This is a genomic window from Streptomyces sp. CMB-StM0423 (genome assembly GCF_002847285.1).
Taxonomy (GTDB): Bacteria; Actinomycetota; Actinomycetes; order Streptomycetales; family Streptomycetaceae; genus Streptomyces.
This window is the reverse complement of record NZ_CP025407.1, coordinates 7,039,994-7,052,133: the sequence shown is the minus strand read 5'-3', so window position 1 is coordinate 7,052,133 and position 12,140 is coordinate 7,039,994. Positions and strand designations below refer to the sequence as shown.

General features: G+C 73.2%; 11 protein-coding genes. 2 read left to right on the top strand and 9 right to left on the bottom strand.

Features of this window, described 5'->3' with window-relative positions:
- Positions 1 to 17: 17 nt before the first annotated feature.
- From CXR04_RS30685 to CXR04_RS30675, 3 genes are all read right to left on the bottom strand, one after another.
- Complete coding sequence (locus tag CXR04_RS30685; protein WP_101425464.1) at positions 18 to 1,781, bottom strand: GMC oxidoreductase; 1,764 nt, start codon at positions 1,779 to 1,781, stop codon at positions 18 to 20.
- A 127-nt stretch (positions 1,782 to 1,908) separates the two neighbouring features.
- Positions 1,909 to 2,484 carry a histidine phosphatase family protein gene (locus CXR04_RS30680; protein ID WP_101425463.1) on the bottom strand — a complete coding sequence of 192 codons (576 nt, stop codon included), beginning with the start codon at positions 2,482 to 2,484 and terminating at the stop codon, positions 1,909 to 1,911.
- Positions 2,485 to 2,505: 21 nt separating this feature from the next.
- The gene (locus tag CXR04_RS30675; protein ID WP_101425462.1) at positions 2,506 to 2,964 is read right to left on the bottom strand and encodes a GNAT family N-acetyltransferase; all 459 of its coding nucleotides are present in this window, start codon (positions 2,962 to 2,964) and stop codon (positions 2,506 to 2,508) included.
- 130 nt (positions 2,965 to 3,094) lie between these two features.
- Between CXR04_RS30675 and CXR04_RS30670 the strand changes: the two genes are divergently transcribed.
- Positions 3,095 to 3,301 (top strand): DUF1918 domain-containing protein, encoded by a 207-nt coding sequence (locus CXR04_RS30670; protein WP_101425461.1) that lies wholly within the window; start codon positions 3,095 to 3,097, stop codon positions 3,299 to 3,301.
- A 57-nt stretch (positions 3,302 to 3,358) separates the two neighbouring features.
- Here the strand turns inward: CXR04_RS30670 and CXR04_RS30665 are convergent, their stop codons facing one another.
- Positions 3,359 to 4,636: a glycoside hydrolase family 10 protein gene (locus CXR04_RS30665; protein ID WP_442802423.1), complete on the bottom strand. Its 1,278-nt coding sequence runs from the start codon at positions 4,634 to 4,636 to the stop codon at positions 3,359 to 3,361.
- Between the two features lie 181 nt (positions 4,637 to 4,817).
- Between CXR04_RS30665 and CXR04_RS30660 the strand changes: the two genes are divergently transcribed.
- Positions 4,818 to 5,675, top strand: a complete 858-nt coding sequence (locus CXR04_RS30660) for a 3-hydroxybutyryl-CoA dehydrogenase (protein ID WP_101425460.1) — start codon at positions 4,818 to 4,820, stop codon at positions 5,673 to 5,675.
- A gap of 58 nt (positions 5,676 to 5,733) precedes the next feature.
- Here the strand turns inward: CXR04_RS30660 and pheT are convergent, their stop codons facing one another.
- The 5 genes from pheT to rplT form a co-directional block, all read right to left on the bottom strand.
- Entirely contained in the window at positions 5,734 to 8,292 is a 2,559-nt protein-coding gene (gene pheT / locus CXR04_RS30655; protein ID WP_101425459.1) for a phenylalanine--tRNA ligase subunit beta, read from the bottom strand.
- Positions 8,292 to 9,434, bottom strand: coding sequence for a phenylalanine--tRNA ligase subunit alpha (pheS, locus tag CXR04_RS30650; RefSeq protein WP_101425458.1), 1,143 nt, complete (start codon positions 9,432 to 9,434; stop codon positions 8,292 to 8,294). Before pheS ends, pheT begins: the two co-directional genes overlap by 1 nt.
- 155 nt (positions 9,435 to 9,589) lie before the next feature.
- Positions 9,590 to 10,678 (bottom strand): sensor histidine kinase, encoded by a 1,089-nt coding sequence (locus CXR04_RS30645; RefSeq protein ID WP_101425457.1) that lies wholly within the window; start codon positions 10,676 to 10,678, stop codon positions 9,590 to 9,592.
- Between the two features lie 73 nt (positions 10,679 to 10,751).
- Positions 10,752 to 11,621 carry a TrmH family RNA methyltransferase gene (locus tag CXR04_RS30640; RefSeq protein WP_101425456.1) on the bottom strand — a complete coding sequence of 290 codons (870 nt, stop codon included), beginning with the start codon at positions 11,619 to 11,621 and terminating at the stop codon, positions 10,752 to 10,754.
- A gap of 121 nt (positions 11,622 to 11,742) precedes the next feature.
- The gene (rplT, locus tag CXR04_RS30635) at positions 11,743 to 12,129 is read right to left on the bottom strand and encodes a 50S ribosomal protein L20 (protein WP_101425455.1); all 387 of its coding nucleotides are present in this window, start codon (positions 12,127 to 12,129) and stop codon (positions 11,743 to 11,745) included.
- Positions 12,130 to 12,140: the final 11 nt, after the last annotated feature.

The window sequence follows — 12,140 nt, the reverse complement described above, 5'->3', positions numbered from 1 at the left end:
CTGCGGGGCGTGGTGGGTCAGGCTTGGGGTTTCGGGGGGACTTCCGGGACCGGGAGGAGCAGGGCGCCGAAGGCGGTTGCCGGGACTGCCGGGTGGTGGGGGGTTACCGGGGGGACGCGGGTGTAGGGGTCGTTCTGGGCGGGGCGGGGGTCCTTCTCGCCCTTGTTCGGCCACAGCGCCATCGCCCGCTCCGCCTGCGCCGTGATCGTCAGCGACGGGTTCACGCCGAGGTTCGCCGAGACCGCCGAGCCGTCCACCACCGAGATCCCCGGGTGGCCGTACAGCCGGTGGTACGGGTCGATGACGCCGTGCTCCGCGTCCTCACCGATGGGGCAGCCGCCCAGGAAGTGCGCCGTCAGCGGGGTGCCCATCAGCTCGCCGAGGTTCGTGCCCGGCTGCCCGCCGATCTGCTCCGCGAGCAGCCGCGCCGCCTCCGCCCCCTCCGGGAGGTGCACCGGGTTCGGCGCCCCGTGGCCCTGCCGGGCCGTGAGCAGGCCCTTCCCGAGGCCCTTGTCCTTGAGGTACGTGGTCAGCGAATTGTCGTGGGTCTGCATGACGAGCCCGATGATCGTCCGCTCGGACCACCGGTACGTCGTGGCCGTCCGCGCCACCAGCACCGGGTGCCGCAGATACGCCCCCAGCACCCGCAGCGCCTTGGGCAGCTTCCCGGCGGGCTTGAACTGCGGGACGCACAGCAGCGCCATCGCGTTGGAGCCCTTGCCGTAGCGCACGTTCTCGATGTGCGTCGTGTCGTTGGGGTGGATCGAGGAGGTGATGGCCACGCCCTTGGTGAAGTCCAGCTCGCCCGTGCCGCGCTTCTTGCGGTACGTCCGCGGGAAGGTCACCGCGCCGACCAGGGCCTCGGAGTTGGTGCGGGTCAGCTCGCCGAGGCACGGGGAGAGCCCGGGCAGCCGGCCGCTGCTCTTCATGCGGTGCAGCAGGGTCTGGGTGCCGTACGTGCCCGCCGCGACCACCACGTGGTCGCAGCGCAGTACCTCCCGCTTGCCGCGGCGGCGCTTGTTCGTCGCCACCGTGGTCACCTCGTAGCCGCCGCCGGCGGCCTCGTGCACGTCGACGACGGTGGTCAGCGGGTGGATGACGGCGCCGCGCCGCTCGGCGAGGTAGAGGTAGTTCTCCGTCAGGGTGTTCTTCGCGCCGTAACGGCAGCCGGTCATGCACGAGCCGCACTGCAGGCACGCGGCGCGCTCCGGGCCCGCGCCGCCGAAGTACGGGTCGGGCACGGTCTCGCCGGGGGCCGCCGTGGTCTCGCCGCCGGCGTCGCGCCCGTCGCCGTAGAAGACGCCGACGGGGGTGAGCCGGTAGGAGTCGCCCGCGCCCATGCGCTCGGCGGCGGTCTTGAGGTACGTGTCCGCCTCGGTGGTCGTGGGGTTCTCCCGGACGCCGAGCATCCGCTTCGCCTGGTCGTAGTACGGGGCCAACTCCTCCTGCCAGTCGGTGATGTGGCCCCACTGCCGGTCCCGGAAGAAGGCGGGCGGCGGCACGTAGAGGGTGTTGGCGTAGTTGAGGGAGCCGCCGCCCACGCCGGCGCCGGCGAGCACCATGACGTTGCTGAGCAGGTGGATGCGCTGGATGCCGTAGAGGCCGAGGGCGGGGGCCCACAGGTAGTCGCGCAGCCGCCAGGAGTTCTTGGGCAGTTGCTCGCGGGCGAATCTGCGGCCGGCCTCCAGCACGCCGACCTTGTAGCCCTTCTCGGTCAGGCGCAGGGCGGCCACCGAGCCGCCGAAGCCGGAACCGATCACGATCACGTCGTACGAGCTCATCGCGTCTCGCTCCTCGCACCCGGTGCTGCGGTACCTACCAGGCAGTAGACTTACCTACCCGTAGGGAGTTGGCAATGGCCCCGACATCATCCGCCCGCCGCGCCCCGCAGTCCACTCGCCCCGGCGCTCAGGCCCAACTGTCGACGTGCAAGCTCCACCGCCCGGGACGGCCCGTCAGGCTGATCGCCGAGAGCGGCATCACGTCGATGTGCCAGTACGAGGCGGGCGGCGCCTTCAGCGCGTAGACCAGCGCGGCGCGGATGACCGAGGGCTCGGTGACGGCGAGCACGTGGGTGCCGTCGTCCACCGGGCGGGTGTCCAGCCAGCCCCCTATCCGCTGGATGAAGGCGATCAGCGGCTCGCCGCCGTGCGGGGCGGCGTGCGGATCCGCGAGCCAGGCATCCACGTCGCGCGGCTCGGTCATCATCACCTCCTCCAGCGTGCGCCCCCGCCACCGGCCCATGTCGCAGTCGCGCAGCGCGAGTTGGGCCAGCGGCGCGAGGCCGAGCACCCGGCCGGTCTCGCGGGAGCGCTGCGTGGGCGAGCAGTACCGCAACTCGGCGGCGGCCAGCGGGGAGAACACCGGAACGGCGCGCTCGGCCGCCACCCAGCCGGCCGCGTCCAGCGGCCGGTCGTCGTCGAAGCGCTCCGCGAGCCGCGAGGAGTTGCGGGCCGCGGCGAGCAGCGTGAGACGAACGTTCATGCGGCGATGGTAGGAGCGCCGTCAGGCTCTGCCCAGAGCCATCCACTGGGTAGGATCCGCCAGCGGCTCGAAGCCGAACCTCGCGTAGACCCCGTGGGCGTCGCCGGTCGCCAGCAGGACGCGGCGCAGCCGGTAGGGCGCGAGGTGGTCGCGGACGGCGGCGACCAGGCCGCTGCCGACGCCTGCGCCGCGGGCTTCGCGGGCCACGTAGACGTCGCAGAGCCAGGCGAAGGTGGCGCGGTCGGTGACGACGCGGGCGTACGCGACCTGCCCGCCCGCGCCGCGGGGGGCACCGCCGGCGGCTGCCGCCTCCGGGGCGTAGACGCCGAAGTTCAGGGAGTGGGCGATCGCGGTGTCCTGCTGCGCGCGGCTGCGGCCGAGCGCCCAGTAGGCGTCGGTGGACAGCCAGCGGTGGACGAGCGCGCGGTCGAGCCGGGCGGGGTCGGTGGAGACCTCGTACGGGGCGGGTACGTGAGCCATGGGCAGAGCCTGGCACGCAGTGCATGGCCCGTACACCGGAATTCTCCGGGAGCCAAGCGCGGCGCGCGACCCTAAACTGGCGGTCACGGACCCCATCATTTGGGGACGAGCCGGACAGGAGGTCGACCCCATGCAGGCTGAAGTGGGCGACAAGCTGTGTGTGCACGGCCGCGTCGTCGGTCAGGAGGACCGGACGGCGGAGATCCTCGAAGTCATCGGCGCAGCCGGCGCACCGCCCTACCGGGTGCGGTTCGAGGACGACGGCCACGAGGCGCTGGTGTCACCCGGCCCGGACTCCGTGGTCCGGCATCTGGACGAGGAGTCCGGGCAGGGCTGACGTCCCCGGCCGCGGGTGGCGGTGCGGCCGGGACGGCGGGGGCCGCCGGGCGCGCCGTCAGCAGCGCGGCGGCCTGGCCGGCTCGCCGTAGTGGTCGGCGACGAGCCTGCTGACCGCGCCCAGCGGGTCCTGGGGCAGCAGTTTCGCGGAGAAGTACATGTTGCCCTGGACCTCCGGGTAGCCCTGGCAGAACGTCAGGTGACGGCTCAGCTCCGCCGGGTCGAACCAGGCGGCGGGCTGGCCGGCGGCGCCGACCTTGTACAGCGCCTCGCCGATGTAGAGGTTGACGCCGGTGCCCGCGACCACGTCGTTCCACCAGGGCACGATCTTGGCGTAGTCGGCGACCGCGAAGCCGATGTTCCAGTACACCTGCGGGACGATGTAGTCGATCCAGCGTTCGCGCACCCATGTGCGGGTGTCGGCGTAGAGGTTGTCGTACGTCTGCGTGCCCGCCTGGGTGTCGGAGCCCTCGGGGTCGGTGGCCGCGTTCCGCCAGACCGCGAACGGGCTGACGCCGAACTGCACGTTCGGCTTCGTCCGCTTGATGGCCCGGCCCAGCTCCGCGACCAGCAGGTCGACGTTGTTGCGCCGCCAGTCGGCCTTGTCCGCGAAGGCGCCGCCGTACTTCCGGTACGTCTCCTCGTCGGCGAACTCCTGGCCCGCGACCGGGTACGGGTAGAAGTAGTCGTCGAAGTGCACGGCGTCGATGTCGTAGCGGCGTACGGCGTCGAGGATGCAGCGCTGGACGAAGCGGCGGACCTCCGGTACCCCCGGGTCGTAGTAGATCTTGCCGCCGTACGGTACGACCCAGTCGGGGTGCCGGTTCGCCGGGTGCTCAGGCACCAGCTTCTCCGCGAGCGCGTCGTTGCGCACCCGGTAGGGGTTGAACCAGGCGTGCAGTTCGAGACCGCGCCGGTGGGCCTCGCGGACGGCGAAGCCGAGCGGGTCCCAGCCCGGGTCGGTGCCCTGGGTCCCGGAGAGCCACTCCGACCACGGCTCGTGCGGTGACGGCCACATCGCGTCCGCCGTCGGCCGGGCCTGGAAGACGACGGTGTTCATCCGCCGGTCCGCCGCCTCGTCGAGCCGGGCCAGCAACTGACGCTGCTGCTCGGCCGCGCTCAGGCCCTGCTTGACCGGCCAGTCGATGTTCGCCACCGTCGCCACCCACGAGCCGCGCATCTGCCCGGCCGGGCGGCCGTGGCCGCGCCCCGCCGCGCCGGCCGGGGCCGCGATCGCGTCGCCCGCCACGGCCACCGCGGACAGGGCACCCACCGCGGCGGCGCCGAACCGGCGCCGGCTCAGGTGGTGCGGTCTGCCGGGAGTGCTGCTCCCCATCTGGATCCTCCGAATCGCCGAGAACAAGAATCCGACTGAGCCAAGTGGTCTGAACCACTCGTCAGTTGCGGCACATCCTCGCGCCCCGGCTCACCCGGGGACAAGAGCCATGCGCTACGCGGGTAACGTCAGGGGTCCGAAAGGGTTGCCCACACGGCAGGACGAGGGACGAGGAGAGACATTGACCGACATCGAACGCGTCGGAGTGGTCGGATCCGGCCAGATGGGCTCGGGCATCGCCGAGGTGTGTGCCCGCTCCGGCCTTCAGGTCGTCGTCGCCGAGACCACCGGCGACGCCCTCGAACTGGGGCGTACCCGCGTCACCAACTCGCTCGCCAAGGCCGCGGAGCGCGGCAAGATCACCGAGGTGGAGCGGGACGAGGCGCTGGACGCGCTGAGCTTCACGACCGATCTCGGAGAGCTTGCGGAGAGCGATCTCGTGATCGAGGCGGTGGTGGAAAACGAACAGGTCAAGACCGAAATCTTCCAGATCCTCGACCAGGTCGTCGCCCGCCAGGACGCCGTCCTCGCCTCCAACACCTCCTCCATCCCGCTGATCAAGCTCGCCATCGCCACCACCCGGCCGGAGCAGGTCATCGGGATGCACTTCTTCAACCCCGCCCCCGTGCAGCGCCTCGTCGAGCTGATCCCGGCGCTGACGACCAGCGACGAGACCCTCAAGCGGACCGAGGCACTGGCCCGCGACGTGCTGGGCAAGCACTCCATCCGGGCCCAGGACCGGTCCGGGTTCGTCGTCAACGCACTGCTGATCCCGTATCTGCTCTCCGCGGTGCGGATGTTCGAGTCGGGCATCGCGACGCGCGAGGACATCGACAACGGGATGGAGCTGGGCTGCGCCCACCCGATGGGCCCGCTCAAGCTCACGGACCTCATCGGCCTCGACGTCATCGCCTCGGTGGCCGACTCGATGTACGCCGAGTACAAGGAGCCGTCGTACGCGACCCCGCCGCTGCTGGCGCGGATGGTCGAGGCGGGCCGGCTGGGCCGGAAGACGGGCGCCGGGTTCTACGCCTACTGAGGCGTCCCGTACGGCACGGTACGGGGCCCGCCTGCCGGCCCCGTACCGTCGTGCGGGCTCACGCCCCGCGCAGCACCGCGCCCGCCTCCTCGGCGGCCCTGGCCACCGCGGCGTCCCGGGCGGCGCCCGCCTCCTCGGCGGTCAGCGTGCGGTCGGGGGCGCGGAAGCGCAGCGCGTAGGCGAGCGACTTGCGGCCCTCGCCCACCTGCTCGCCGGTGAAGACGTCGAACAGCCGCACCGACTCCAGCAGTTCCCCGGCCCCCGCGCGCAGCGCCTCGGCGACCTTCGCCGCCGACACGTCCGCGGCCACGACCAGCGCCACGTCCTGCGCCGCCACCGGGTACGTGGAGATCCGCGGCGCCTGCAGCGGGCCGCCGCCGGCGATCTCCAGCAGGTCGAGCGAGACCTCCATCGCGCAGGTGCGCTCCGGCAACTGCAGCGCCTTGACCACCCGCGGGTGCAGCTCGCCGGCGTGGCCGACGACCCGCCGCTCGCCGTCCACGACCGCGAACAGCGCGGCGCACCTGCCGGGGTGCCACGGCGCGTGCCGGTCGGCCTCGGTCGCCAGCTCCACGCCCGCCTCCCGGGCCACGGTACGGGCCGCCTCCACCGCGTCCGCCCAGTCCGCCGGCCGGCCCTCGCCCCACCAGCCGGCCCGCTCGCGGGCGCCGGCGAGGACGACGGCGGCGCGGCGCGGCTGCTTGGGCAGGGCGGCGTCGAGCCGGGCGATCTCCTCGTCAGTGGGCCGCCGGTCGACGGGCAGCCGCACCGGCGCGGTCTCGTAGCCGGAGGGCCGGAAGACCAGGCCGGTCTCGAAGAGCGCCAGGTCCGCGGCGCCGCGGCCGTGGTTGCGGCGCAGGGCGGCGAGGAGACCGGGCAGCAGCGTGGTGCGCAGCGCCGGCTCCTCGTCGCTCAGCGGGTTGACGAGGGTGACCGTACGGCGGCGGGCGTCGTCCGGCTCCAGGCCGAGGGCGTCGAGCGCCGCCTCGCCGAGGAACGGGTAGTTCAGCACCTCGACGTAGCCGGCGCCGGCCAGCGCCCGGCCGGCCCTGCGGTGCAGCCGCTGGCGGCCGGTCAGACCGCGGCCCGCGGGCGGCCGGGGCAGCGTGGAGGGCAGGTTCTCGTAGCCTTCGAGCCGGATGACCTCCTCGGCGAGGTCGTTCGGCGAACCCAGGTCGGGCCGCCAGGACGGCACGGTGACGGTCAGCTCGTCGGCGCCGTAGACGTCGCAGCCGACCTCCTGGAGCCGGCGCACCACGGTCTCACGCCCGTACGTCACGCCCGCCACCAGGTCCGGGTGGTCGGCCTGCATCCGCACCGTACGCGGCCCGCGGGGCGCGGTGACCCCGGTCACGCCCGCCTCGGCGGAACCGCCGGCGAGCAGCACCAGCAGGTCCACGGTGCGCTGCGCCGCGGCCGCTCCCGCCTCCGGGTCGACGCCGCGCTCGAAGCGGCGCGACGCCTCGGAGGTGAGGCGGTGGCGGCGCGAGGTGCGGGCGATGGAGACGGGGTCGAAGTGCGCGGCCTCGATGACGATGTCGGTGGTGCCCGCCACGGTGCCGAGCAGGTGGTCGCGTACCTCGGCCTCGGCGATCTCGGTGTCGGCGCCGCCCATCACCCCGGCCAGCCCGATCGGGCCGCGGTTGTCGGTGATCAGCAGGTCCTCGGGATCGAGGGTGCGCTCGACGCCGTCGAGGGTGGTGAGCTTCTCGCCGGGGGCCGCGCGGCGGACGCCGAGGGGGCCGTCGAGCCGGTCGCGGTCGTAGGCGTGCAGCGGCTGGCCGATCTCCAGCATCACGTAGTTGGTGACGTCCACGGCGAGCGAGATGGGGCGCATGCCGGCCTTCTGCAGCCGGCGCTGGAGCCAGATCGGCGAGCGGGCCTCGGGGTCGACGCCGGTGACGACGCGGGCGGTGAACCGGTCGCAGCCGCGCAGGTCGTCGACCTTGACCTCGTAGCCGTAGTCGTTCGGCGGGGGCACGTCGAGCAGCGCCGGGTCGCGCAGCGGCAGGCCGTAGGCGATGGCGGTCTCGCGGGCGACGCCGCGCAGGGACATCGCGTAGCCGCGGTCGGGGTTGACGGCGATGTCCAGGACCTCGTCGTTCAGCTCCAGCAGCTCGATCGCGTCGGTGCCCGGCTCGTACTCCGGCGGCAGCACGAGGATGCCGTCGTGGTCGTCGCCGATGCCCAGCTCGCGCACCGAGCAGATCATGCCTTCGGAGACCTTGCCGTACGTCTTGCGGGCGCCGATCTTGAAGCCGCCGGGCAGCTCGCCGCCGGGCAGGATGACGACGACCTTGTCGCCGACGGCGAAGTTGCTCGCGCCGCAGACGATGTTCTGCGGCTCGCCGGTCCCTCCCCCAGAGCCTTCTGCCTGGGCGGTACCCCCAGCCCGGCCGACGTCGACCTGGCAGTAGCGGATCGGCTTCTTGAACTCCGTCAGCTCCTCGATCGCCAGCACCCGGCCGACGACCAGCGGGCCCGTCAGGCCCGCGCCGAGCCGCTCGACGGTCTCGACCTCCAGGCCGGCGCTGATCAGCCGGGCCTGGACGGCGCGGCCGGTCTCGCCGGCCGGCAGGTCGACGTACTCCCGCAGCCACGAAAGCGGGACTCGCATCAGATCTCCATCCCGAACGGCCTGGTGAAGCGCACGTCACCCTCGACCATGTCTCGCATGTCCTCGACGTTGTGGCGGAACATCAGCATCCGCTCGATCCCGAACCCGAACGCGAACCCGCTGTAGCGCTCCGGATCGATGCCGCAGGCGACCAGCACCTTCGGGTTGACCATGCCGCAGCCGCCCAGCTCGATCCAGCCCTCGGACCCGCAGGTGCGGCAGGGCCGGTCCGGGTTGCCGACGGACTCGCCGCGGCAGACGAAGCAGACCATGTCCATCTCGGCGGACGGCTCGGTGAACGGGAAGTGGTCCGGGCGCAGCCGGGTCCGCATGCCCTCGCCGAAGAGCGAGGAGACCATGTGGTCGAGGGTGCCCTTGAGGTCGGCCATCGTCAGGCCCTCGTCCACGGCCAGCCCCTCGACCTGCATGAAGACGGGGGTGTGGGTGGCGTCCAGCTCGTCGGTGCGGTAGACCCGGCCGGGGCAGATCACGTAGACCGGCGGCTCGCGGTCGAGCATGGTGCGGATCTGCACGGGCGAGGTGTGGGTACGCAGCACGACGCCGGACTCGTCGTCGCCCTGCCGCTCCGGGGCGTCGCCCTGCGGGCCGCGTACGAAGAAGGTGTCCTGCTCGCTGCGCGCGGGGTGGTCGGGCGCGATGTTGAGGGCGTCGAAGTTGAACCACTCCGCCTCGACCTCGGGGCCCTCGGCCACCTCCCAGCCCATCGCCGTGAAGATGTCCTCGATGCGCTCGGAGAGCGTGGTCAGCGGGTGCCGGGCGCCGGAGGGCGAGCGGTCGTACGGCAGCGTGACGTCCACCGCCTCCTCGACCAGCACGCGGGCGTCGCGCTCCGCCTCCAGCTCCTCCTGCCGCCGCTTGAGCGCCTGGCCCACTTCGCCGCGGGCCCGGCCCACGCGCTTGCCCGCGTCCGCCTTGGCGTGCGGCGGCAGGGCGCCGATCTCGCGGTTGGCCAGCGCCAGCGGGGAGCGGTCGCCGGCGTGGGCGATCTTCACCTCGTGGAGCTCTGCGAGGTCGCCGGCCGCGGCGATGGCGGCCAGCGCCCCGTCGCGCACCCGGTCGATCTCTTCCGGTTTCAGTGCCTCGACCTCGACAGGGTCGTACGACTTGTTCGGTGCCGACATCTCTTCCCGTACTTCCGATTGGCTGGCTGCGCCCCGGCCCGGCGGCCGCGGCGGCGTCGGCGAGCGAAAGTCGCCGAGGGGCCGGGGGTCGAGTCTACGGGCGCGAGGACATGGGCGTGGTCCGTGGGTGATGCCCGTGGGCGGGCGGCCGCTGCTCAGGCGAGGTGGGCCGGGGCGCCGACGGGCAGGGTAAATCGGAAGCGGGCGCCGCCGCCGGGCGCGCGGCCGACCGTGATGATCCCGCCGTGGGCCTCCACGATGCCCTTGACGATGTACAGCCCCAGGCCGGTGCCGCCGCGCTTGCTGCCCCGCCAGAAGCGGGTGAAGACGCGGCTCATCGACTCCTCCGGGATGCCGGGGCCTTCGTCGCTCACGGTGACCTGGGTGCCTTCCCTGCCGTGGTTGAGGGTGGCGGGTGCCACCTCGATGGTGACAAGTCCCTCGCCGTGCCGCACGGCATTTTCCAGCAGGTTGCCCAGCACCTGGTCGACCTTGTCCGGGTCGGCCCACAGGTCGGGCAGCTCCCCCGGCACCAAAAGCGTGCGGAACCGCGCCGGGTCCTGGCCCGCGGTGGTCTGCGCCTCCACGTGCCGGTGCACCGCGGCGACCACGTCGACCCGCTGCTTGCGCACTTCGAGCCGGCCGGAGTCGATACGGGAGATGTCCAGCAGCTCGGCGATGAGCCGGGTGACACGGTTGGCGTCGGCGTGCACCGTCTCCAGCATCAGCCGCTTCTGGTCGTCGGTGAACCGCTCCCACTTCGCCAGCAGCGTGGCGGTGAAGCCCTTCACGGAGGTCAGCGGCGAGCGCAGCTCGTGCGCCACGGTGGCGATCAGCTCCGCGTGGCTGCGCTCGCTGCGCCGCCTGGCCTCCGTGCCGCGCAGGGTGACGACGAGCTTGCGCACCGGGCCCGTGCGCCCGTCGCGTACGTAGCGGGCGGCGACCAGCACCTCGCGGTTGCCGGGCAGCAGCAGGTTGCGCTCCGGGTGCCCGGTGCGGATGGCCAGGCCGCCGTACGGGTCCGTCAGCCGCCACCAGCGGCGGCCCTTCAGGTCCTCCAGGGGCAGCGCCTCGGTCAGCGGGCGGCCGAGGACGGCGGCCGGCTCCAGGGCGGTGATCCGCGCGGCGGCGGCGTTGAAGCGCACCACGATGCCGCGCTCGTCGGCCACGACGAGGCCGTCCGGCAGATCGTCGGGCGCACAGCCGAGGTCCTTGGCCTCGGGCCCGTCATCTGCACTCTCCACCCCATGAACCCCCTCCCGCAGACCGGGCGTTGGCCTGCCCGTACGGTCGACTCGCGGACTTAGAGCGGTCACCTTACCGGGCGGAGCTGACGGCACGGCACCCGCCGATCGGGCGGTGCGCCCGGGCCGAGGCGTAGAGGCACACGGCGGCGGCGGTGGCGAGGTTCAGGCTCTCGGCGCGGCCGTGGATCGGCACCCGCACGACGGCGTCGGCGAGCGCCCTGGTCTCGTCGGGCAGACCCCACGCCTCGTTGCCGAAGATCCAGCCGGTGGGGGCGGCGAGGCCGCCGTCGTCCAGCTCGTCGTCGAGGTCCCGCTCCCCCGCTCCGTCCGCGGCCAGCAGCCGCACGCCGGCGGCGCGCAGCTCGGCGGCGGCGCGCTCGGCGGGCACGCCGGTGACGACGGGCAGGTGGAAGAGGCTGCCGGCGGAGGCCCGTACGGCCTTGGGGTTGTACGGGTCCACGGAGGCGTCGGTCAGCACCACGGCGTCGGCCCCCGCGGCGTCGGCGCAGCGCAGCACGGTGCCGGCGTTGCCGGGGTCGCGGACGTGCGCCAGGACGGCCACCAGCCGGGGGCGGGCGGCGGCGACGTCGGCGAGCGGCACGTCGAGGAACCGGCAGACGCCCACCAGCCCCTGCGGCGTCACGGTCTGCGAGAGCCTGGCGACGACCTCCTCCGCGGCGGCGTGCACGCGCACCCCCGCGTTACGGGCCGCCCCGACGATCTCCGCGTGCCGCTCGGCCGCCTCCGCGGTGACGAACAGCTCGACCAGCGCAGGACCGGCGCCGCCGGCCGCCCCGCCCCCGTACGCCACCGCCTCCCGCACGGCCTGCGGCCCCTCGGCGAGGAACCTGCGCTCCTTGGCCCGCCCGGCGCGCCTGAGCAGCTTGCGGGCGGCGGTGACGCGGGCGGAGCGCGGCGAGATCGGCTCGGGGGTGCCCATGGGCGGCGGGGAGACCTTTCTGACAGCGGGTGCGGACGGCGGGAAGGCCCGCGCTGAAGACAGAACCCGCAGGCCGGCGGGGCCTGCGGGTCCTTGGTACGTACCGTGCGAGCGCGGTGGCTCAGGCAGCGGACTTCGGCGCGTTGACGTCGCTGGGCAGCGCCTTCTGCGCCACCTCGACGAGCGTGGCGAACGCGCCGGCGTCGTTCACGGCCAGCTCGGCCAGCATCTTGCGGTCCACCTCGACGCCCGCGGCCTTCAGGCCCTGGATGAAGCGGTTGTAGGTGATGCCGTTGGCGCGGGCAGCGGCGTTGATCCGCTGGATCCAGAGCTGCCGGAAGTCGCCCTTGCGCTTCTTGCGGTCGTTGTAGTTGTAGACGAGGGAGTGGGTGACCTGCTCCTTCGCCTTGCGGTAGAGGCGGGAGCGCTGGCCGCGGTAACCGCTGGCCTGCTCGAGGATCGCCCGGCGCTTCTTCTGGGCGTTGACTGCCCGCTTGACGCGTGCCACTTGTTCACTCC